Raw genomic sequence first — 21,348 nt, forward strand, 5'->3', positions numbered from 1 at the left:
GTGCGGGACGTCGTGTCGATGCGTGTTAGAGAGCTTTGCGGGTCTGGGGAGCCAGGTCGTCGACCACCCGGGCCACCGCTTCGACCAACGCTCTGCCTGTGGGAGTGCCGGTCACAGTCCACACTTCCCGGTCTTCCTCCTCGACACCGGTGACGCCGCTGACGCCGCTCAGCTCTTCTGCGATCCGGCGGCGCAGTTCGGATTCGAGAGGGTCCGTGCGGATGAACTCCATGACCCAGGCGCTGACGCTCCACAAAGGCCCGGCTCGAAGCCTGGAGGCCGAGACGGCGCGCAGGTCCGGCTCATCGGTCTTGCGTATCCACTCTTCGGCTATTCCGGAGTCGAGCGGCTGAACCTGCTGGACGTCATCACTCACGCGACGAGGTTAGTGCGGATCAAGTCGCCCTTCAGTCCTTTGTCGGGGTCGCCGTAGTACACAGCGCCCGCGCCCAGGCGTAGGGGAGGTCGGCCTTGAACGGCAAGTGACACGGTCGGGCTGACCCCGTCGCCGTCGCGGCGGTGAATGCCCGCCGCTCAATCGCGCAGTCGGGCGTTGAGTCGTGCGGCCTGTCGCGTGAGGTGGTCGCGTTCGGGGAGGTTGGGCGCTGACCGGGCGGCCTGGGCGTAGAGCCGTGCCGCGGCGACCGGGTCGCCGTCACGCTCGCGCAGGTACGCCTCGGCGGCGGTGTGGCGCGGCAGGGCGGGGTCGAGCTCGGCCAGGGCGGCCAGGCCGGCCCGCGGGCCATCGGCCTCGCCGACCGCGACGGCCCTGTTGAGACGGGCGACCGGGTTGCCGGTGAGGCGCACCAGTTCGTCGTACCACTCGACGATCTGCACCCAGTCGGTCTCGGCGGCCGTTCGGGCGTCGGCGTGGAGCGCCGCGATGGCCGCCTGGGCCTGGAACTCGCCCAGGCGGTCGCGGACGAGGGCCGCCTGGAGCACGTCGACGCCCTCGGCGATCATGTGGGTGTTCCACAGGCTGCGGTCCTGCTCGGCGAGGGGCACGAGCCTGCCGTCGGGGCCGGTCCGTGCCGGGCGCCGGGCGTGGTGCAGCAGCATGAGCGCGAGCAGGCCCGCGACCTCCTCGTGGTCGGTCATGGCGGCCAGTTGGCGGGTGAGCCGGATCGCCTCGGCGGCGAGGTCGACGTCGCCGGAGTAGCCCTCGTTGAAGACCAGGTAGAGCACGCGCAGCACAGTGGCGACGTCACCGTGCCGGTTGAGCCGGACGCCTGAGACGGTCCGCTTCGCCCTGCTGATCCGCTGGGCCATGGTCGCCTCCGGCACGAGGTAGGCCTGGGCGATCTGGCGTGTGGTCAGGCCGCCGACCGCGCGCAGCGTGAGTGCGACGGCCGAGGCCGGCGTCAGGGATGGGTGCGCGCACAGGAAGTACAGCTGGAGCGTCTCGTCGGCCGCCTTGCCTGGGACGGGCACGGACTCGGTATCGACGCGCTCCTCGCGGTGCCGCCTGGAGGTGTCGGCTCGGGCGGCGTCGAGGAACTTGCGCCAGGCCACGGTGACCAGCCAGCCCTTGGGGTCCTGCGGCGGGTCGTCCGGCCACACGCGCACGGCCTCGACCAGAGCGTCCTGCACGGCGTCCTCGGCCGCCGCGAAGTCGGCTCCGCGACGGACGAGGACACCGATCACCGCGGGTACCAGCTCCCGCAGCAGTGACTCGTTCACTCGGTCTCCGCGGGCTGCCCGCCCAGGAAGGGGCGCACCTCGAGCCACTCGTGGATCGGCTTCCCACCCGCACCCGGAGCCGCGGACAGCTCGCCGGCCAGCTCGAGCGCCCGCTCGTAGGTGTCGACGTCGATCACTATCCAGCCGGCGATCAGGTCCTTGGTCTCCGCGAACGGGCCGTCGGTGACCGGCGGCCGGCCCTCGCCGTCGGAGCGGACGAACGTGCCCTCCGGGGAGAGCCCCTGGGAGTCGACGAACTCGCCGGTTCCTTCGAGCCGGGCGATGAAGTCCTGCATGTACTGCACGTGGGCCGAAACCTCCTCCGGCGCCCACTGCTCCATCGGCACGTCGTTGACCGGTGCCGGCGCGCCGCGGTAGTGCTTGAGCAGCAGGTACTTGGCCATCATGTTCTCCTCGTTGTCGTCCGGAGCCATTGTGGCCGCGTTCACCGCCGGATACGGAACCGCACGCCGATTCTCGACTCCCCACCGCGCCCTTCCTGGTGGATCTTGTGGGGGCCGCGATGTTCGCTCGGATCGGTGCGGCTCAGGCGCGGCTGTGGAGCCGGTAGACCAGGTGGGTTACGCCGCGGCCCTGGACGACGTCTGGGTCGTCCAGGACGAGGGGGACGTCGGTCACGGCGTTGAAGAACGGCGTGCCGCCGCCGAGCAGCACGGGCACCAGATCGACCCAGAACTCGTCGATCAGGCCTGCTGCCAGGGCCTGGCGTGCCATGTCGCCGGCGGCTACACCGACTGCCTTGCCTCCTGCCACCTCCGCCGCCTGCCGGACGGCGCTCTCGACCCCGTCGGTGACGAAGGTGAAGCCCTGGTGCGGCCAGGCGTCGGGTGCCGTGTGAGTGACCACGAAAACCGGCCCGCCGAACGGGTGGCTGCCGCCCCAGCCTTGCGTCAGGTCGAACAGCTTGCGGCCGACCACCAGCGCTCCGGTGCCGTCCACCAGCCTTCGCAGGTGCTCGCCGGTCTGCGGGGTGACCTTGAATGCCATGTCGGGGCGGGCGGTGGCGACCTCGACGTCCCCTGTCCGGTGCCAGCCGAAGAGGTGCTCGAACCCGCTCTCACCCGGCCCGGAGATGTAGCCGTCCAGGGACATCGACGCCGATGTGATGACCTTCGTCATGGTTCGCTCCAAGCTCTCCGTGGTCGGTGGCACAGGCTTGGACCTGCGACCTCGGGAGAACTCATCGCCCGCCGTGACCACTGGGTGCTCCACCATGGCCGCTGGGAGCGGCGTTGTGGTGAGCCTGGAGGTCAGAGGCCGGTTTCGAGGGTCTCGAAACCGGTCTCTGGGGCGTCGGCGCGCCACGGTCCCGTGCCGGTGAGCGGGCTTGCCGCTGCCGGATCCGGGTTCTCAGGCGGGCTGCGGTGCGCGCGCGGCCTTGACGGCCTCGCGCAGGTGCTCCTCCTGCTCGGGGGACAGCGAGGTCTGGATGAGCCTGCCGCCCAGCGGCGCCATCTCCGGAACGGCCTTCTCGGGATTGCGCTTGTCGATCAGGACGAACACGGCCGCGGCGCCGGGCGGCAGCTGCTCGGCGAGGTTGCGCATGAAGGCGTCGTCGATGCCGGAGTCGGCCGCGGAGCCCATGGCGGCGCCGGTGGCTCCGCCGATGGCCATGCCGAGCAGCGGCATGAAGAAGATGAGCCCGATCAGCCCGCCCCACGCGGCGCCGCCGAGCGCGCCGCCCGCGACGAGGTTGCGTGCCTGATGGAGCTTGATCTTGCCGTCCTGCTTGCGCTCGACGATGACGACGTCCGCCAGCTCGATGATGTGCTCCTTGTGCAGCTGGACGAGCTTCTCGCGCGCCTGCTCGGCGTGCGGCAGGTCGTCGTAGGCGACGGCGATCAGGTCGCTCATGGTTCCCCCGTTGTCTCTCCTGCTACCGGGCACAGGAGGGTGCGTGGTCGCTGTGTGCGGCGTTCCCGGCGTGCCGATCACCCGCGCGATCTGTCGGGATGCCCTGAAGGTCCCCAATGGGTGGTCTGCCGCAAACCACGGGCGATGGTCTCTTGGACCGGGACAGGGCAAAACGTGGGTTCCGATTGGCGAAAGCCGGCGGCGCATGAGGGCCGAACGCGGCGGAGAGCCGGGGGCGCAGGGACGGAATGACGTGCGGGCTGCGCGCAGCGGTTTCCGCTCGACGGGGGCAAGCGCGCTGAGGCGGCGGCTTAGGCTTCTCTCTGCTTTGGCGGCGTTTGAGATCGGGCCTTGGCCTATGCAGCTCCGGAGACGGTTATCCAGAAAAGGAGGGCAGTTCTCCACAGGTTGTGGATAACTGGGAGGTTGGTGATGCGGATGAGGGCGGTGTCCACCTCGAACCCTGCCACATTGCCGCGCCGGAGCAGCGATCACGGGGGCTGAGTCGTGGCGTGCGGCGGCGCACAAGCATGTAGGGGCAGGTCACCTGAGCTCTCTGCTGAGGATCAGGTCGAACTCGGCATGGCGGAACGGAGCTTGGACGCCGTTCCGGGCGGCCGTCTCCGCGTCGTTCGACTCGGTGAAATCGACGATGAGACTTTGCTTGACCGCGAAGACCGCGTCCGAGTCCAGGTAGGGACTGCCTGCCACGAAGACGTGGGTGGTCAGTGGGGCATGGCCGTCCGCCCGGAGGATGAAATGGATGTGCGCCGGCCGGTAGGGATGACGTCCGGTGGCCTCCAGGAACCGCCCGATCGGTCCGTCCGTCGGGATCGGGTAATGGCTGGGCAGGACGGTCCGGAATCGGAACCGTCCTTCGGGGTCGGTGTGGAAAAGGCCGCGCCCGTTGCCGGAAGGTTGGACCCCGGGCTGCTGGACGTCGTAGAAGCCCTTCTCGTTGCACTGCCAGACGTCCACCTCCGCGTCAGGAAGGGGCGTGCCGTCGCCACTCAGGACACGACCGGTGACCAGGCACGGTTGTGCCTCTCCGATCAGGTCGATGCTGTCGCCGAGCTCGCGTCGGGGTGACTCGACCATGTGGAACGGGCCCAGGACAGTGCTCTCCGTGCCGTCCTGCTGCTCGTTCAGGGTCTCCACCAGCATGGAGACGCCCAGGACGTCCGACAGCAGGACGAACTCCTGTCGCGTGTCGGTGCAGGTCTGGCCGACCGCGGTGAGGAAACTGATCGCCTGCTCCCATTCGCGGATCGACGGCCGCACCTCACCGACGAACGCGTGCAGGTGGCGGGTGAGCGCATCCAGGAGTTCGCGGAGTCGCGGGTCGGGAGTGTCGCGGAAACTGTCCTGGACGGCCCGCGTCGCAGTGTGCTCGTTGAAGTCCACGAATGCCTCCCTTTCCACAGCCTGTGGAAAACTCTGGCGATGGGGGACGTCCCCCGGTCTCAGGAGTGGTGCCCGCCGGATGGTGAAACCGATCTCCCGGCCTCTCCGCCCCTGTCGCGCGCCACGAAGATCGTCCTCAGTGCGGTGGCGATCGCCGCGCTGATGATCGCGATGACGCACATCCTCCCTCACCTCCCCGGTTCGCGCGCTCGAACGGTGGGCCCCGCCGGCCGGGCAACCGGTCGGGCGAACTAATCAAACTTGACTAATCCGTTCGCCCTTCCTACGCTCCGACCATGGGTGAGAAGGCGATTCCGATCTTTCCGTGCCGGTCGATAGAGCTGACCTGGGACTTCTACCGGGCGCTCGGTTTCGAGCAGACCACCTGGCAGACGCGTCCCAACCCCTACCTCGCGGTCCGGCGCGGCGACGCCGAGTTGCAGTTCTTCGGGTGGAAGAAACATGATCCGGCCGCGTCCATGAACATGTGCTACATCACCACGACGCAGGTGGACGCCCTGTATGAGGCGTTTCGCGGCGGGCTCCGCGAGGCCCTCGGCCGGGTCCCGACCCGGGGGCTTCCTCGGCTGAGCGCGGTGCGGGACATGTCGTACGGCGTCCGGCAGTTCCTGCTCAGCGACCCGGACGGGCTCCAGCTCCGCATCGGCCAGGCCATCTCGGACGACACGCGGCACGCGCCCATCCCGGAGGAGAAGGTGGCCCGGGCCTTCCACATGGCCGCGCTCCTGGGCGAGTCGAAGGGGGACCATCGCGCCGCTGCCCGGATCCTCGATCGGCTGCTGCGTTCCGGTGAGGCGCTGTCCCCGTCCGAGCGCCTGAAGGCGCTGGTCCTGCGCGCCGACGCAGCAGCCCACCTGGAGGAATGGCCTCGCGTCCGCGCCCTTGCGGCCGAGGCCCGCGAGATCGAGCTGCCCGACTCGTCCGAACTGGGCGATGACCTCGGCCGCCTGGCCGACCTGGAGGCCGCGGTCCCCGTCGAGGGTCCGGCTTCACCGACCGGAGGCACGCTCTGACCGGGCCCGTGCCAGGTGAAAGCCCCAGGTGCCGGACCATCGACGCTGATCGTCCCGCGTCGATCGCCGGGCCGGCCGCCGGTGTGGGGCCGGGATGACGATCAGGTCTGATGGAGTGCGCTTCTGGGGACACGGTTGGGGATTCCTGTGGGCGACGTTGTCCACCGGTGCGGTGAGGTTGTGGAGGGAATTCGCCCACAGGGTGTGAACGGGGTGTGGAGAACCTCAGCGCAGAGTGGGTTCTCCTGCTGGTCAGCGGCTTTTCCACGACGTGGACAAGTGAGCGCGCGGGTTGGGGGTGGGCTGGGGAAGAATGTGGACGCGGAGCCGCGCGGCCGTACCCAGGTTGTGCACGAGGGTTATCCACAGGTTGTGGATTCTGTGGACGGACGGGTCACCTCGGTCATGATGGGGAAGGCGGCGGCCGACGTGCCGTCCAGACCGTGGAAAGCCCGGCTGTTCTGGGGATCCGTCTGTGGACGCGACGCCGGAACGCCCTGCTGTGACGAGGGTGGAGGTGTGCGTAACGATGACCCACAACCTGTGGATAACGACCCCTGGAGCTTCTCGACTAATGCGGCACCTCGCCTGATAGGGCACGGCATGCGTGGCGGCTCCTGCGCCGGTGAGCACCGCCGGTTCTGACAGGTCGGCGAGCACGTCGGCGGCGTGTTCAAGAAAAGAACGGCCCTCGCACGGGAGTACGAGGGCCGGTTGTAGGAGGCGGTGCCGGTGGATGGCTCCGCCGGGTGGGGGTGCCTACGCCGCGACTGCGGTCACGACGGAAGCGATGAAGATCCACCACCAGTGCCACGCCTGGTCGAGGGCGTACCGCCCCGTTCCCAGCACGCGGTTGTCGTCCTTGCCGTCACGCGGGGCGCCCAGCCTGTAGAAGGACCCCACGGCCTCTCCCTTGAGCCCCTGGAGCCTGTCGACGAGCTCGGCCAGGCGCTGCAGGGTGATCCGACGGTCGGCCCAGTAATGGGTGCCCGCCGAGATCAGCTGTCCGAGGGTGAAGCTGAGCAGCGAGATCCGCAGGTCGAAGAGCGCCCACATCATGCCGACGGTCAGCGACGTGCAAACGGTGTAGGACACAACGTGCCGCAGGCATGCCAGGCGCCCCTTCCACAGGTGGGCGCCGTGCAGACCCTTGTCTCGATCCTGGGCCTGGGTCTGGACCCAGTGGTCCCCGACGTTGTGCGCGATGAGCATCGAAGCCAGCACGACCACGAAGGTCACGGCGGCGACGATCTTGTCCGGAGACATGTTCACCTCACGGTGTTTCGATTACCGGCCAGGGAAGGACCCGGGCAGCCGGCTCTGAGCGCCGGATGATCAATACCGTTTCACGGGCGGTGCCGGGCTTGCGGCCATTCGTGATCATCGCGCGACGGGGTCGTCGGAGCTGGGCCGCGAACGTGAGCCGGGACGGGGCGGGTACGTCGGACGGGAGCCCGGACGGCTGAAGGTGCGGGGTCGGCGCGTCGTCGCCCGAAGGAGCTCCGAGGAAGTCGGCGCCTGGTCGATGCCCGCGTCGCAGGAGCCGACGAAGTCAAGATCACCAGATGGGCCGACGGTGCTCGTGGGGCCGCCGAGTGTGATCGGGATGAGGTCGGGGGTGATTTCTGTTGGTCTGTTCATGACTCGCGTGACTCGGCCCGGCGCCACGGAGGCGAGCGGCGCGCCACGCCCGGCGGCACGGCGGATTCCGCGCCCCGATCGGCCCGGAGGCAAGGCCGGGCCGCGCGGGAAGGGCTCTCCGACCTGCGAACATTTGTTCGAACGCGTGCTACCCTCCCCGCATGGGGCAGTTGCTGAACGAGCCGATCCGAGCCGAGCACGACCCGGCGGGACGGCTCACCGCGTACGAGTGGCGGGGGACGCGCTACGCGGTGGACGCGGTGCTGAAGACCTACGGATCGGCCCAGGAGGGCAGGGTCTACCGGTTCCGGGTCACCGGCGCGGAGGGCGTGGCCGTCGTGGAGCTCGGCCGTGACGAGGACCGCTGGCGGCTCCGGCACGTCTTCTCGGCCTGATCGGCGTCCGGACGGCGGGGTCCCCGTCGACGCCCGGGGAGTCGACCGGACACTGTGGACGCGGGTGGGCGGCATCCAGGGTGCGCCACTCGATCTGCTGACGGCCCGCATCGGCCGCAGGCACTACGCGCCGCACACCCACGACGAGTACGCCATCGGCGTCACCGTCGACGGCACGGAGACGATGCTCTACCGGGGCGAGAGGATCTACTCGGCGGCCGGCAGCGTCGTCGTGGTCGAGCCGGGCGAGGCGCACACCGGCGGTCCGGCGCGTCCGGAGGGCTTCGCGTACCTGTGCCTCTACCCCGCCGCCGAACTGCTGGGCGCGGCGACGACCGCGGAGCCCGGTCCGGTCGCGGCCGCACCGCACTTCGCGAACCCGATCATCGACGACCGGGGCCTCGGTGAGGCGCTGCGCCTCGCCCACCATGCCCTGAGGCTCGGCGCCGACCCGCTTGAGGGCGAGTCGCGGCTGCTCGGCGTGCTGGGCGGGCTCGTCCGGCGTCATGCGGCGTCCGGCCCGAAAGCTGTCCCGGCACCCCACAGGGCCGAAGCCGGACGTATCGCGAGGACGGTCGCGACCCGCCTGTCCGACGAACTGATCGCTCCGCCGACGCTCGCCGAAGTCGCCACCGACCTCGGGCTGTCGCGCTACCAGCTGCTGCGCGCCTTCCGGGAAGCGATGGGCATGCCGCCGTACGCGTGGCTCGCCCAGCACCGGGTGGCCCGCGCCCGGGCGCTGCTGGACGCGGGACACCGTCCGGCCGAGGCGGCGACGCTCGTCGGGTTCGCCGACCAGGCGCATCTCACCCGATGGTTCCGCCGCGTGCTGGGCGTCACCCCGGGCGTTTACCGCAACAGCGTTCAAGACAGCACATCTCGCCGACCCTCATTCTGAACGTCGTCCGGGCGGACCCCGGGGTGCCGGGGGCCGATCGCGAACGCGCCCGCCCCACGAAGTCCTGGGGGCGGGAGGCGGCCCGGGCGGGACGGTCGAGAACGGAGGTCGGGTTGAGTCGCCGCGGCTGGATGCTGTTCGCGCTGATGAGCGTGCTGTGGGGCATCCCCTATTTGTTGATCAAGGTGGCGGTCGAGAACGTCTCGGTCCCCATGGTGGTGTTCACCCGCACCGCGCTGGGCGCGCTCATCCTGCTGCCGCTGGCGCTCAGGACCGGGCGGCTGGACGCGGTCCGCCGCCACTGGCGCCCGCTCCTGGCGTTCACCGCGGTGGAGATCCTCGGTCCGTGGGCGCTGCTGTCGGACGCCGAGAACCGGCTGACCAGCTCCATGACGGGGCTGCTCATCGCCGCCGTCCCCATCATCGGCGTGGTGCTCGCCCGGCTCACCGGGGACGCCGAGCGGCTCGGGCCCCTCCGGTGGGCGGGACTGCTGGTCGGCCTGGCCGGTGTCGGCGTGCTCGCCGGGCCGCACCTCGGCGGCGGCAGCGCGTGGGCGATCGGCGAGGTCATGCTGGTCGCGGTCGGGTACGCGATCGCTCCGATGATCGCCACCCGGCGCCTCCAGGACCTCCCGAGCCTGCACCTGGCCGCGGTCTCGCTGACGATCGCCGCGCTCGCCTACACCGGCCCGGCCATCGCCACCTGGCCGAGCGCCATGCCGGGCGGCCGCGTCCTCGCGGCGCTCATCGCCCTCGGCCTGGTCTGCACGGCGCTGGCGTTCATCGTGTTCTTCGAGCTCATCCGGGAGGTCGGCACCTCCCGGGGCATGGTGTTCACCTACGTGAACCCGGCCGTGGCGGTCGTGGCCGGCGTCGTGTTCCTCAGTGAGCCCCTCACCGGGACGATCATCGCGTCCTTCGTGCTGATCCTCGGCGGCTCCGTCCTCGCCACCGCGCGCCGGTCCCCGGCGCCCGCCCCCGCACCCCTGCCGGACGACGGCGCCACCGCCCACGCCCCCGAACCCGCCGCGAAGCCCGCCCCGGAGCCCGCCCCCGAACACTGACCCCACCCGAACACCGGCCCGCCCGCCTGGGCCGGCGTCTACGACTGGACAGTAGGGCGGCGCTGGAGTTGCGGTGAGGGATTGGCGTTGGAGTCAGCGGAGGGTGGCGATGAACTTGCCGGGCTTGCTGAGGTTCCCCGCCGGGTCGATCGCACGGTACTCGATGGTGTGGCGGCCCTTCCCGAGCTTGCCGTAGGTGAGGCTGTCGATGACCGTGCCGTTCTCGGTGAACAGCCAGGGAGCGGACGAGTCGGTCGGCCAGCCGAAGTAGTTGAACCAGCCGTCGCCGTCCACGCGGAACTCGGAGACGACCACGCCAGGACGGTCGTCCGCGCCGGTGAGCCGCATGGTGAAGGGGCCGTCGAAGACGTACTCGGGCGTCCGCCCAGAACGAACCTGGCTCTGTGCCGCCTTGGACAGTTCGTACGCCACTGTCGGCGCCTGAGCGTCGATCGTCCATGTGCGGCTGTGGGAGCCGACGTGTGCGATGAGCGTGTGCGTGCCCTTCGCCAAGCGGAACCGTCCGAGATCGATGTCTCGGCCGCCGCCGCGTACCCGGCGCCCGTCCAATACCCAGTTCACCTTGGGCACCCTCTGCACCGGGTGGGTCGTCTCCACGTAGACGACGGAATCGCCTCCCACGGGCTTGTCAGTGGGTGTGGACGAGTTGAAGTCGACTGGCACGTTTTCAGCTGGAGTGGTCACGCCCGTGTCGACCGTCCATGTACGCACCTGCGTGAGTGCGGCGGATGACCGGATGCTCGGGTCCCGGACGAACCCGGTGGGGTCGGTGACCGTGGCCTCGACCGTGTGCGTGCCCTTCCTCAGGTGCAGGCTGGACAGGTCGAGGTTCGCGCCCCGCCCGACGGTCTTCCCATCGACCGTCCAATCAACGGACAACGGGTGACCGGTCGGATGCATCGTTTCGACCCACAGCACACGGTCGTCCCCCACCGGGGCGTTCGTGGGCGTGTTCGCCTGGACGAGGTTGACTTTGCCCGAGATCCGCTGGGTCATCCGTTCACGCGCGACCTGGTCGTAGTAGTAGCCGAGCGTTTTCATCATGGAGTGCTGGCTCGGCCTCCACACGCCCTTACTGGAGTAGAGGCCACCCTCGTAGCGTCCGATGGTGCCCCCGGCCTCGCTCCGTTCACCGAGCCACCGCCACCACTTCTGCTTCTGCGCCTGCATCTCCTCCTCGGACAGAAGCGTGTGGTGGATGGAGCCCGGCTCCGGACCGGTGTACGTCCCACCAGGGACGCCCCGCTGGTAGTAGTCGTACTCGTCGTCCAGCCCACCCAGCGAGTGGCCGAGCTCGTGCGGCGCGATGAGAGCCGACAAGGCGTTCCCACCGGACGCCGTCGCATAGGCGCCGCCTGCACCGCCGTAGGTGTCGCTGTTGGCGAGCGCGAGGATCTGACGATTTCCTACAGTCGTGCCTTGGACGAGGTCCGCGTAGGTCTTGGCGGCCGCAGAGTCCATGACGAGAAGACGCTGAATGCCGTCCTCTCTACAGCCGCTCCAGAAGGCCATGCCCAACGGCGTCTCGCGACGAGGCGAGGACAGCGCCGGGTCACAGCTCACGCCGGACTCGCCGGACGGAGTCTCCACCGCGTACACGTTGATGTAGCTGCGGTACGACTTGAACGGCTCGATCGTCCACAGGTCGTTGAGGTGTTTGGCGAGGTGTGCGCGGAACTTCGGCATGTCCGCAGCCGTGTAGCCGTCGCCCAGCACGACCAGGTTGAAGCGCTTCGCGGGATCGCCGGTGATCTGCACCGGCACCACGGTCGCGTCCGCGGGTCCGGCCGCCCGCGCGGGCACCGACACCAGCGACAGGACGGCGGCGGCCGCCGTCCCGATCACGATCTTCCTGCCCGTCCACATGCGCAGACCCTCCTCGCGCGGGGGCGCGCGGCAGGCGGGATGCGGCCCGGGCGCTGCGCCGGCTTCTCCCGCTGATCAAGCGGGCTCGCCCGGATTATCGCCGGTAGATCCCGATTTGTCGCTACCGCTTGCCGCGCTGTCCGTCCGCGAGGCCCTGCGAGATCCGGTGCCCGCCCGCGCGCCGCTGCACGGCCGCCGACAGGACGGGCGCGACCCCGCCGATCCGCGCGCCGATCCTCAGCCCGAGCGGCGCCACGTCGATCTCCGCGATGTCGCGCTCGACGGCCCGGACGGTCGCCCGCGCCACATCCCGGGGCGACCGCGTCCCGACCCCCTTGGGCAGGGTCACGCCGGCCTCGGCGAACATGCCCGCGTCCCGGATGAAGCCGGGGAAGACGGTCGAGACGCCGACGCCGTGCGGACGCAGGTCCTCGCGCAGCGCCAGGGCGAATCCCCGCATACCGAACTTCGTCGCGTTGTAGAGGGACGCGTGCCCGGACGCCGTCTTCCCGGACAGCGACGATACGAAGACCAGGTGGCCGCGGCCACGATCGGCCATCTGCGCGGCGGCGAGCTTCGCCATCACGATCGGCGCCCGCAGGTTCACGTCCATCGCCCGGTCGATCTCCTCGATCGAGTACTCGGAGAGCAGTCCGGACGCAGGCAGCGCCGCGTTCGCGACCAGCACGTCCACCCGGCCCGCCTCGTCCAGGAGGTTCTCGGCCGTCGCACGATCCGCCAGGTCGGCGACGATGGCGCGGCCGCCGAGCCGCTCGGCCAGCGGTTCCAGGACGTCGGCCCGGCGCCCCGTCAGCACCAGCCGGGCGCCGCGAGCGGCGAGGGCCCTCGCCAGCGCCTGGCCGATCCCGCCGGTCGCTCCGGTCAGCAGGACGTTCGCTCCGCGCAGATCCATGCCGCGATGATGGCGGATCACATTCCGATGCGCCACAGCAGCAGGATGATCGACGAGAGCACCAGCCCGGCGGTGCCGAGCGGCACGTCGCCCAACGCGATCACCGCCGCGCACGCCGTGGCGGTCAGCCCCGCGACCAGCACCAGTCCGCGGCCCTCGGACGGACGCTCGTCCGGTACGTCCGGCTCCAGCTCGCGCTCCCAGCGCCGGAAGTCGTCTTCTGCCATCGGCACTCCCGAAGGTCGTCCACCCGGATTATGCGACCGTTCCGGTGTTCCGACGAGAGGGTGAAATGCGAGGCTTCTTTGAATGTGTCGTCCGGTGAGGGGCCCTTCGGTGCTGATCGCCCGGCCGCGGTTGCTAGGCTGCGGAGAGCCTGGGGGAAGCAGACACTGATGAGCCGTTCCCGGGTTCTGACTTGATGGTCGAAGGTGAAGGGGTCCCACCGTGAAGAAGCTGCTCGTCCTCGCCGTCGTCGCACTCGGTGGCTTCGCCGTCTGGCGCAAGCTCCAGCAGGACCGCGCCGAGCTGGACCTGTGGACCGAGGCCACGTCGTCCGACAACTGACACGCCGGCGACAGGCCCCGGCGTGAACGAAGCAGATCCGATCACCGTCGCCTGCCTCGATCTCGCCGGGACCACCGTCGCGGACGGCGACACCGTCGAGTCCGCCTTCGCCGAGGCGATCGCCACTCTGGGGATCGTCTCCGGCACGGCGTCCTACGGCCGTGCCCTCGCCCGCTTCCGTGACGCGCGCGGCGGATCGAAGATCGGCATCTTCCGCTCGCTCTTCGACGAGCCTCGCGCCCAGGCCGCGCACCTGGCGTTCGAGCGGTCCTATCACGACCTCATCGACCGGCGCGGCCTCACACCCGTACCCGGCGCCGACGACGCCCTCACGCGGCTGCGCGGCGCCGGTGTCCGCGTGTGCCTGCTCACCGGTTTCGGCCGCGGCACGCAGGCCCGCGTCCTCGACACCCTCGGCTGGTGGGACCGCGCCGACCTGACCCTCTGCCCCGAGGACGTCCCGCGCGGCCGACCGTGGCCCGACCTCGTCCTGACCGCGGCCCTGCGCCTCGGCGTGGACGACGTCCGCCACATCGCCGTCTGCGGTGACACGGCAGGCGACATGCTCTGCGGCCGCCGCTCCGGCGCGTCCATCGTCGCCGGCGTCCTCACCGGCGCCGACGACCACGACCGCCTCCTCGCCGCCGGCGCCACCCACGTCCTCCCCACCGTCGCCGCCCTCCCCGACCTCATCCTCCGCACCCCCGCGAACGCGTAGACCCGGCCTCATCAAGGACGAGTTCCCCGCGCCGAGCGCGGCCTGCCTGCGCTGAATGATGCCCGGACCGGTCACGAGGCGCCGGTGATCTCAACGACTCGGAGGCAGAGGTTCAGCTCAGCGCCGGGCGTACGGTCTTGGCGATGAGTTCCAGCTGGTCCAGCTGGGCGTCGAGGGACGGCGCGGCGATGCGGCAGACGAGGTGTCCCGCGCCGGCGTCGGTGTAGCGGGCCAGCACGGCGGCCACTTGCTCGGCCGGGCCGGCGACGATCGCCTGGATGCTCCGCACCGTCTCGTATGGCAGGCCGTAGGTCGATCGGCAGTACGAGTCGAGCCGCCGTTCCACGTCTTCGGCGTCGTCGCTGATCAACACCGTGACGAACAGCGCCGGGGTGACCGCGTCCTCGGGACGTCCCGCAGACGCCGCCGCCGACCGCACCGTCGCGAGGCCCGCTCGGTAGTCGGCAGGGTCGGGCGGGTAGGGCAACCATCCGTCGTAGAGCCGCCCGGCGCGCTCCAACGCCGACGGGCTCGCCCCGCCCAGCCAGATCGGGGGCCCGCCGGGCCGGTAGGAGGGCGTGGACTCAGGCAGTTCGTCGAAGCGCAGCACCTTGCCCTGGAAGGCACGCTCGCCCGCCCACAGCGCCCGCCACAGGGCCACCGTGTCGTGCAGCCGTCCGAAACGGCGCTCCCACGGCACCCCGGACACCGCGTACTCGGTCTCCGACCTGCCGGGAAAGCCCGCACCCACGGTGACGATCAGGCGTCCCGCCGACAGGTGGTCGATGGAGGCGAGCGCCTGGGCCGCCGTCACCGGACGGCGGAAGGCGGGCAGGAGGGCGGCCGTCCCCAGCGTGACCCGTTCGGTCGCCGACGAGAGGGCGGCGAGCATGGCCAGCGGTTCGATCCGCGGGCCGAGCAGGGTGTCGTTGGCCCATACCGAGTCGTAGCCGAGGTGCTCGGCCCGGACGGTGAAGTCGACCAACCGGCGGGCGTCGTCCCACTGACCCCGGTTGGTGGGGAGCAAGATCCCGAATCTCGTGTCCATGCGAGGATCGTGGCCCCGACCAGGAATGACGACAATTCCCTCGAAGGTATGAAGCGCTCGGCACGGTGGACGAGTGGAGTTCTCCCAGCCCCTGCACCCGGCCAGGCGCCGCAGCCCGCTCGACCTAGCGCTGTGCGCTGGATCGACATAACGCCACCTCAGCTTCATGGAGAGCCCGTCGCTCCCGCCATGGCCCGCGAATCATGAACCTGGACCAGTGGGCGCACCACATCCTCGACCGCATGCCGCAGAACGACCTGCACGAGGAACAGGCAGGCTACGTCGCACAAACTGCGCCGCCCTCCGGCCACGTGGGCTGCGCCGTCGCCTTGCGGCCGCGCCCACCACGCGACGAACTACACCCGCCAAGGCCTCACCGGGCGCCATGCCTGGAAAGCTTGCGCTCCACCCACGGTGTACGATCGTCACCGGTCACGCCGACCGGCCGTCACCACAGGTCAGGCAATGGACCAGGGGCCTTAGCTCAGTTGGTAGAGCACCGGCTTTGCAAGCCGGGTGTCAGGGGTTCGAATCCCCTAGGCTCCACACACCAGAAAGCCCAGGTCGGACGGCATGTTTCCACCTGGGCTCTCGTCTCTCACGACCGCTTTTTTGCTTCCGTGCCCGTTGCGTGCCCGATCGCTTCGCCTTCTTGAGTTCAGCCTTGGCCATCGCACCCAAGAAGAACCCCGGCCGGTGCGGCCGGGGTTCGTGTGCTGGAAGTCGGTCCTGGAGAAGGATCTCGTGAGAACCGGCTCAGGCCGATCAGAGCGGGAGCTTGATCTTGCTGACTTCCGCTTCGAGCTCCGCGAGGTACTTGGCCGCCGTCGTGACGAACTGGAAGGCGCCCGCGAGCTCCTCGTCGGAGAGCTTGCTGTAGTCGCTCGGGGCAGCGGCGCCGAGCTCCGCGAAGACCCCGGCGATGGCCTGGAACTTGTTGGCCGCGCCCTGGGCGGACTCCGGGATCAGGGCCAGGGTGATCTGCCGAATCTGCTCCTCGGCAGCCTGGTTGCCGGCGGCAGCCATCGGGCCCAGAGCAGCGATGAGGTCCAGCTTGTTCTGGATGGACTTCTGCGCGGCATTCAGGGGGGCAGTCATGGTGAGGCTCTTCTTTGGCGAAAACGACACCCGGCAATCGAGCGTCAGTCGTGACCGTCCAACACCGCCAAGGACGCAAGCGATATACCGGTCTTTCGACACAGAGCCGTGTGGCGGCGGCCGCCGCTCTGTCGCCCAGCCGCCGGCGGTCACGGGGTCCGCGCCGCCGCCTCAGAGCTCTCCGCGACCCTCGCGACGGCTTCTCCACGCACTGCGCACCGCTGCCACGATCAAACCGATCCACGTCCCCGCAAGAGCACCCATCAGGCCAGCACCTATCGCACTGTTCCAAGTCCCGAAATTGTTTGTGGACCCCCACAGTGCACCCATCGAGCCACCGGCCATCAGACCCACGAGCGCGCCACGCATGGCATCCCTTCGACAGCTGATGAGGCGCCCAGTCTTCAACCGGTCTCCCGGGAAAGGCAACGCCTCCGGCAAGGGCACTCCTACGGGAAGCCCATCCCGCGCCCGTGACGGTCATTGGTGGTTTGGGGATGCCCGCCGCTCAGCCGAACGTGGTCGCGGCACCGCCTGTGATGGACCACGGTCGGGACGGTAGAACGTGCTCGAACCAGGGCCTGTGCCGCCCCCTGGCCCTGCGGGCCGGATGTTCGAAGTAGGTGGAGCCATTCATTGATGGCGGTGATCTCAAGGACGGCCTGGTGGCGGACGGAGAGCTTGTCGTACCGGGTGGCCACGCGCGGTGGCGCTTGAGGCGGTTGATGCCGCCTTCGACGGCGTGTCGGCGCGGTAGTCGACCGGGTCGAAGGCGGGGGACGGCCGCCAGGGCTGCCCCACTGTCGGCGGTGACCGGCCTGGTCGTCCGGCACCGGGATCGTCGCTGCGATGCCACGTCTGCGCAAGTGGGCACGGACCGCCCGGGAGGAGTAGGCCTTATCGGCCCGGAGGCGATCGGGTCGGGTTCGAGGACGGCCGCGCCCCTGCCGGCAACGCGGACGCCGGCCATCACGGCCTCATTCTTCTTGGTCGATGAACCGTCTACCAGAGACCTCACTGCTTAGAGATCGCTACGCACCGTCACACACTCCAGGCCTCGAAGCAGGCCCTAGTGGACCTGGCCGCGGAACCAGTCTTGGAAGGTGAGCAAGCCAGGGAAGCGGTCGCGCAGTTTGGCGAGGTCCGCCTGGTAGCCGCTCTCGGCGAACCACTCGAACATCCTGCCCTCGACCGGCAGGGCGACGAGGCGCGTTGGCACTCCGGTGACCTTCTCGTAGATTGCGGCCACCTCGGAGAAGGTCAGCTCGTCGCCGGCGATCTCGAGTTCCACACCCAGGTAGTCGTCCCGGTGGTCGATGACGTGCGCGGCGATGCGGCCGATATCGTCGGTGGCGATCAGCTGCATCGGCCGGTCGGGGAGCACCGGGAGCTCCATCACCCTTTCGCCCGCGGCGTCGGCGTAGTGCAGCAGGTTGTCCATGAAGAACACCGGCCGCAGGATGGTCGCGGGCAACCCCAGAGCGCGGATGTAGGACTCGATTGCCGCCTTGCTCTCGAAGTGCTCGATTCCGGTGTGCCGCTCGGCGCCGCCGACCGAGCTGTGAACAAGGTGCCCGACTCCGGTATCCAGGGCGAGGTCGGCGACGAGCATGCCCTGCCGTACCTCGGCTTTGAGGGTTTCCGGCTCGTAGGCCAGGGCTTGCATGCTGAACACGGCATCGACGCCACGCATCGCTCGCTCCAGGGACGCGGGGTCTCCCAGGTCGCCGACCGTGAGTTCGGTGCCGACCAGGCGACGCGCGGCGGGGCTTTCCGGGTCGCGCACCAGGGCGCGAACCTGCCAGCCGCGGCGCAGCAGGTGACGTGCGGTGGCGCCGCCCTGCCGGCCGGTGGCACCGATGACCAGAGCCATACTCATGACGTCACCACCGGGGTGGTCTGCGCCAGCGCGATCCGCCAGGTGCCGACGTCTTTGACCAGCACGAACGTCAGCGCTGCCGTGCGGCCGTCGTTGACATGCTTGATCAGGTCGGCCAGCGCCACGTCCGGGCGCAGGAACGTGACGTCCAGCAGCTCGTTCGTGGTCAGCACGTCCTTCAGCGGGGTGCGCAGCGCCTCGGCCATGACCTTCTTGACCTGCTCGCGGCCGCGCAGTCGGATCCCGGTGAAGTTGACCAGGGACACCTCCTCGGTCAGCAGTCCAGTGAAACCGGCGACGTCGCTCTGCAGCTCTTCGGCGTCGCGGACGACCTGCGCGATCGCCTCGATCTCGGGGTCCATGTCGCATCTCCTCAGCTAGCGGAGCGATCCGCTCCGCGTTGAGACTATGCCGGAGCGATTCGCTCCGCAACTGGTAAGGTCTGTGGCGATGACCACGCGTAGAGACATCGCAGAACGCAACGACCGCGCGCTGCTCCAGGCCGCCCGTGACGTGCTCGCCGAAGACGGCGCGCACGCGTCCGTCGCTGCCATCGCTGCCCGAGCAGGAGTCGGCATCGGCAGCCTCTACCGCCGTTATAAGACGAAGGAGGAGCTGTTCCAGCAGCTCAGCCTGGTGTCCCTCGACCACTGGAACGAGGCGGCCGAGCAGGGCTTGGCCGATCCCGATCCGTGGGCCGGACTGGCGGCATTCGTGCGCTGCTGTGTCGAGTTCGGGCAGGGCTCGCTGGCTCCCATCGCTGGTGCCATCGAGGTGACCCAGGAGATGAGCGCCAGGTCCCGCCGCGGCGACGAGCTGCTCGCTGAGCTGGTACGGCGAGGACACGAGGCCGGCGTCCTGCGCGCCGATGTGACCGTGGTCGATATCTCGCTGCTCATCGAGCAGCTCGGCCGTTCCCCGGTGGTCGATCAGCTTCGCAAGCAAGGCCGGGACGACCTGCTCCGCGCCGCCGCCGAGGCTCGCCGACGGCTGATCGCGATAGCGCTCGACGGATTGCGGCCGGGACATGACCCGTTGCCCGGTTCGCCGCCGGGCGTGGAACTCTTCGCCGGTCGCTGGTCGAGCTAGGACGAGCCGTCCATGGGATGCAAGAGCCCGGATCAGTAAACGGCGCTGATCGAAACAGGCCCTGGTTCGCGCGAATCCTTCTGTCACACCGTCTCATCGCTGACGATCGGCGTCCCGGAAAGTTCTTCGGAGAAATCCGGGAGGCGGTGTCGGATCGGGGCGGTGGTGTTCGTAGCAGGGGTGAGGCCGTCCAGAAGGGGCGGCGTCAAGGCAGAGGGACCGTGACCATGACAGACCTGCCTGCGCGCCGATGCGTTCCTGTGCGGGGGCCAGAGCTACGAGCTGTTCGTCGGCTCGTGGGGGACCCTTCCGGTGCAGGATGCCGCTGCCTGGGAGTCCGTCGTGGAAGCGTTGAACATGGAGGACGATCTGGTCGGTCGCGAGTCGGCTCCAAGGGCGTCATGATCCAGGTCTGCCGGCCGGGCGGACGGCTTGAAGTCCCTGACCACCGAACCACGCAGTCTTGACACACAGGAGATGATCATCAGATGCGGTACCTGGTCTCCGTGATCGATGACAAGAGCAATCCCGGCAGCACCGACAGGCAGCCTGCCATCAGCGCGTTCAACGAGCGACTGATCGCCGAGGGCTACTGGGTGTTCGCGGGCGGACTCGCGGACACCGATGCGGCCACGGTCATCGACAACCGGGGCGAGCAGGCTGTGTTCAGCGACGGGCCCTTCGTGGAGTCGAAGGAGTATCTCGCCGGGGTCTGGGTCTGGGAGGCCCCCGATCTGGACGTGGCGCTCAGGCTCGCCGCGGAGGCGTCGAAGGTCTGCGATCGGAAGATCGAGGTGCGGCCGTTCCAGTGAGCGACGTCGATGAGGCGATCACCCGGGTCCATCAGGACGAGTGGGCGCGGGTGGTCGCCTCCCTGACCAGGCGCTTCGGCGACCTCGACATCGCCGAGGAGGCGGCCGCCGAGGCGTTCGCGACCGCCGTCGAGCGGTGGCCGGCCGATGGTGTGCCCCCCAACCCCGGCGCCTGGCTGACCACCACCGCCAACCGCAAGGCGATCGACCGGATCCGGCGCGAGAGCAAGCGCGACGACAAGCACAAGGAGGCTCGGATGGTGTACGACGACGACCCGCCCGAGCCTCTCGGCGCCATCGACGACGACCGTCTCCGGCTGATCTTCACCTGCTGTCACCCGGCGCTGGCGATGCAGACCCGCGTGGCGCTGACGCTGCGCATGGTCGGCGGCCTGACCGTGCCCGAGATCGCCCGCGCCTTCCTGGCGCAGGAGACCGCCATGGAGCGGCGGATCACCCGCGCGAAGGCCAAGATCAAGGCGGCCGGCATCCCCTATCGGGTGCCGTCCGCGCAGGATCTCCCGGCTCGGGTCTCGGGCGTACTCGCGGTGCTGTACCTGGTGTTCAACGAGGGCTACCTGGCGACCGGCCCCGACACCGATCCGGTACGTCACGGCCTGACCGCCGAGGCGATCCGGCTCACTCGCCTGATCCGCGCGCTCCTGCCGGACGACGGTGAGGCGGCCGGGCTGCTGGCGCTGATGCTCCTCATCGAGGCCCGCCGCACCGCCCGGGTCTCGGCCGGCGGCGAACTGGTCGCCCTCGACGAGCAGGACCGCGGGGCCTGGGACGCGACGCTGATCGCCGAGGGGCACCGGCTGGTGCGCGAGCGACTCGCCGCTGCCGCCGCCGGGGTGGCCCCGGGTCGCTACCAGATCCTCGCGGCGATCAACGCCGTGCACACCTCCGCCCGCGACATCCGCGACACCGACTGGTCGCAGGTCGTCGCCCTCTACGACCAGCTCGTCCGCCTCGACCAGTCGCCGATCATCGTCCTCAACCGGGCCGTCGCGGTCGCCGAGCTCGACGGCCCGGAGGTGGCACTGGCGGCCGTCGACCGTCTTGAGGACGAGCTGGCCGGTTATCACGCCTACCACGCCACCCGCGCCGATCTGCTGCGCCGGCTGGGCCGCAGCCGGCAGTCGCGCGCGGCCTACGACAAGGCCATCGAACTGGCCGGCAACACCGCCGAGACCGCGTACCTGACTCGCCGCCGCGACCAACTGCGGTAGCGCCCTCGAGCGGTGCTACGACGACTCCACCGAGGTCCGGCAAGAAAATCTCGGAGGCGGTGTCGGATCGGGGCGGTGGTGTTCGTAGCAGGGGTGTGAGGCCGCCCATGAGGG

The 21,348-nt window shown here is 69.7% G+C and carries 23 protein-coding genes, 1 tRNA gene and 1 pseudogene; 10 read left to right on the forward strand and 15 right to left on the reverse strand.

Annotated features, from left to right (window positions below; all coding sequences use genetic code 11):
• Positions 1 to 25 precede the first annotated feature (25 nt).
• From BJ999_RS00775 to BJ999_RS00800, 6 genes are all read right to left on the reverse strand, one after another.
• A complete protein-coding gene (locus tag BJ999_RS00775) occupies positions 26 to 376 on the reverse strand; it encodes a hypothetical protein (RefSeq protein WP_179831450.1) in 351 nt (116 codons plus the stop codon).
• Between the two features lie 158 nt (positions 377 to 534).
• Positions 535 to 1,680 carry an RNA polymerase sigma factor gene (locus BJ999_RS00780; protein ID WP_179831451.1) on the reverse strand — a complete coding sequence of 382 codons (1,146 nt, stop codon included), beginning with the start codon at positions 1,678 to 1,680 and terminating at the stop codon, positions 535 to 537.
• A complete protein-coding gene (locus BJ999_RS00785) occupies positions 1,677 to 2,084 on the reverse strand; it encodes a YciI family protein (protein ID WP_179838258.1) in 408 nt (135 codons plus the stop codon). The genes BJ999_RS00780 and BJ999_RS00785 overlap by 4 nt, the downstream gene beginning before the upstream one ends.
• Positions 2,085 to 2,226: 142 nt before the next feature.
• Positions 2,227 to 2,820, reverse strand: a complete 594-nt coding sequence (locus tag BJ999_RS00790) for a dihydrofolate reductase family protein (protein ID WP_179831452.1) — start codon at positions 2,818 to 2,820, stop codon at positions 2,227 to 2,229.
• 231 nt (positions 2,821 to 3,051) lie between these two features.
• Positions 3,052 to 3,555 carry a DUF1269 domain-containing protein gene (locus BJ999_RS00795; RefSeq protein ID WP_179831453.1) on the reverse strand — a complete coding sequence of 168 codons (504 nt, stop codon included), beginning with the start codon at positions 3,553 to 3,555 and terminating at the stop codon, positions 3,052 to 3,054.
• Positions 3,556 to 4,098: 543 nt separating this feature from the next.
• Positions 4,099 to 4,959 (reverse strand): dioxygenase family protein, encoded by an 861-nt coding sequence (locus BJ999_RS00800; RefSeq protein ID WP_179831454.1) that lies wholly within the window; start codon positions 4,957 to 4,959, stop codon positions 4,099 to 4,101.
• Between the two features lie 296 nt (positions 4,960 to 5,255).
• Here BJ999_RS00800 and BJ999_RS00805 point away from each other — a divergent pair, with 296 nt between their 5' ends.
• Positions 5,256 to 5,993, forward strand: a complete 738-nt coding sequence (locus BJ999_RS00805) for a bleomycin resistance protein (protein WP_179831455.1) — start codon at positions 5,256 to 5,258, stop codon at positions 5,991 to 5,993.
• A 759-nt stretch (positions 5,994 to 6,752) separates the two neighbouring features.
• Here the strand turns inward: BJ999_RS00805 and BJ999_RS00810 are convergent.
• Positions 6,753 to 7,259 carry a DUF3307 domain-containing protein gene (locus tag BJ999_RS00810; RefSeq protein ID WP_179831456.1) on the reverse strand — a complete coding sequence of 169 codons (507 nt, stop codon included), beginning with the start codon at positions 7,257 to 7,259 and terminating at the stop codon, positions 6,753 to 6,755.
• Positions 7,260 to 7,795: 536 nt separating this feature from the next.
• Between BJ999_RS00810 and BJ999_RS00815 the strand changes: the two genes are divergently transcribed.
• The 3 genes from BJ999_RS00815 (at position 7,796) to BJ999_RS00825 (ending at position 9,991) form a co-directional block, all read left to right on the forward strand.
• Positions 7,796 to 8,029, forward strand: coding sequence for a hypothetical protein (locus BJ999_RS00815; protein WP_089310823.1), 234 nt, complete (start codon positions 7,796 to 7,798; stop codon positions 8,027 to 8,029).
• Positions 7,986 to 8,927, forward strand: coding sequence for a helix-turn-helix transcriptional regulator (locus BJ999_RS00820; protein WP_179831457.1), 942 nt, complete (start codon positions 7,986 to 7,988; stop codon positions 8,925 to 8,927). The genes BJ999_RS00815 and BJ999_RS00820 overlap by 44 nt, the downstream gene beginning before the upstream one ends.
• 113 nt (positions 8,928 to 9,040) lie before the next feature.
• Entirely contained in the window at positions 9,041 to 9,991 is a 951-nt protein-coding gene (locus BJ999_RS00825) for a DMT family transporter (protein WP_179831458.1), read from the forward strand.
• 93 nt (positions 9,992 to 10,084) lie between these two features.
• On the opposite strand, the gene BJ999_RS00830 is transcribed toward BJ999_RS00825, so the two are convergent.
• The 3 genes from BJ999_RS00830 to BJ999_RS00840 form a co-directional block, all read right to left on the reverse strand.
• Positions 10,085 to 11,878 (reverse strand): M64 family metallopeptidase, encoded by a 1,794-nt coding sequence (locus BJ999_RS00830; RefSeq protein WP_179831459.1) that lies wholly within the window; start codon positions 11,876 to 11,878, stop codon positions 10,085 to 10,087.
• Positions 11,879 to 11,999: 121 nt separating this feature from the next.
• Positions 12,000 to 12,791, reverse strand: a complete 792-nt coding sequence (locus tag BJ999_RS00835) for an SDR family NAD(P)-dependent oxidoreductase (protein WP_179831460.1) — start codon at positions 12,789 to 12,791, stop codon at positions 12,000 to 12,002.
• A gap of 17 nt (positions 12,792 to 12,808) precedes the next feature.
• A complete protein-coding gene (locus BJ999_RS00840) occupies positions 12,809 to 13,018 on the reverse strand; it encodes a hypothetical protein (RefSeq protein ID WP_179831461.1) in 210 nt (69 codons plus the stop codon).
• Between the two features lie 220 nt (positions 13,019 to 13,238).
• Here BJ999_RS00840 and BJ999_RS41185 point away from each other — a divergent pair, with 220 nt between their 5' ends.
• Complete coding sequence (locus tag BJ999_RS41185) at positions 13,239 to 13,358, forward strand: DLW-39 family protein (RefSeq protein ID WP_021592723.1); 120 nt, start codon at positions 13,239 to 13,241, stop codon at positions 13,356 to 13,358.
• Positions 13,359 to 13,380: 22 nt separating this feature from the next.
• Positions 13,381 to 14,076: an HAD-IA family hydrolase gene (locus BJ999_RS00845; protein WP_179831462.1), complete on the forward strand. Its 696-nt coding sequence runs from the start codon at positions 13,381 to 13,383 to the stop codon at positions 14,074 to 14,076.
• Between the two features lie 112 nt (positions 14,077 to 14,188).
• On the opposite strand, the gene BJ999_RS00850 is transcribed toward BJ999_RS00845, so the two are convergent.
• Positions 14,189 to 15,124, reverse strand: coding sequence for an LLM class flavin-dependent oxidoreductase (locus BJ999_RS00850; protein ID WP_179831463.1), 936 nt, complete (start codon positions 15,122 to 15,124; stop codon positions 14,189 to 14,191).
• 473 nt (positions 15,125 to 15,597) lie between these two features.
• Here BJ999_RS00850 and BJ999_RS00855 point away from each other — a divergent pair.
• Positions 15,598 to 15,670, forward strand: a tRNA-Ala gene (locus BJ999_RS00855).
• A gap of 219 nt (positions 15,671 to 15,889) precedes the next feature.
• Here the strand turns inward: BJ999_RS00855 and BJ999_RS00860 are convergent.
• The 4 genes and pseudogenes from BJ999_RS00860 to BJ999_RS00875 all read right to left on the reverse strand — a co-directional run bounded on the left by BJ999_RS00860 (position 15,890) and on the right by BJ999_RS00875 (position 18,463).
• Positions 15,890 to 16,222: a hypothetical protein gene (locus BJ999_RS00860; RefSeq protein WP_179831464.1), complete on the reverse strand. Its 333-nt coding sequence runs from the start codon at positions 16,220 to 16,222 to the stop codon at positions 15,890 to 15,892.
• A gap of 836 nt (positions 16,223 to 17,058) precedes the next feature.
• A pseudogene (locus BJ999_RS41640) lies at positions 17,059 to 17,163 on the reverse strand (IS5/IS1182 family transposase); the annotation flags it as partial.
• A gap of 128 nt (positions 17,164 to 17,291) precedes the next feature.
• A complete protein-coding gene (locus tag BJ999_RS00870; protein WP_229810076.1) occupies positions 17,292 to 18,095 on the reverse strand; it encodes an NmrA/HSCARG family protein in 804 nt (267 codons plus the stop codon).
• A 2-nt stretch (positions 18,096 to 18,097) separates the two neighbouring features.
• Complete coding sequence (locus BJ999_RS00875; protein ID WP_179831466.1) at positions 18,098 to 18,463, reverse strand: SgcJ/EcaC family oxidoreductase; 366 nt, start codon at positions 18,461 to 18,463, stop codon at positions 18,098 to 18,100.
• Positions 18,464 to 18,551: 88 nt separating this feature from the next.
• On the opposite strand from BJ999_RS00875, the gene BJ999_RS00880 reads away from it, so the two are divergent.
• The 3 genes from BJ999_RS00880 (at position 18,552) to BJ999_RS00890 (ending at position 21,234) form a co-directional block, all read left to right on the forward strand.
• Entirely contained in the window at positions 18,552 to 19,190 is a 639-nt protein-coding gene (locus BJ999_RS00880; protein WP_179831467.1) for a TetR/AcrR family transcriptional regulator, read from the forward strand.
• Positions 19,191 to 19,678: 488 nt separating this feature from the next.
• The gene (locus tag BJ999_RS00885) at positions 19,679 to 20,002 is read left to right on the forward strand and encodes a YciI family protein (protein ID WP_179831468.1); all 324 of its coding nucleotides are present in this window, start codon (positions 19,679 to 19,681) and stop codon (positions 20,000 to 20,002) included.
• Positions 19,999 to 21,234 carry an RNA polymerase sigma factor gene (locus BJ999_RS00890; RefSeq protein WP_179831469.1) on the forward strand — a complete coding sequence of 412 codons (1,236 nt, stop codon included), beginning with the start codon at positions 19,999 to 20,001 and terminating at the stop codon, positions 21,232 to 21,234. Before BJ999_RS00885 ends, BJ999_RS00890 begins: the two co-directional genes overlap by 4 nt.
• Positions 21,235 to 21,348 lie beyond the last annotated feature (114 nt).

It is taken from the genome of Actinomadura citrea (assembly GCF_013409045.1).
GTDB lineage: Bacteria > Actinomycetota > Actinomycetes > Streptosporangiales > Streptosporangiaceae > Spirillospora > Spirillospora citrea.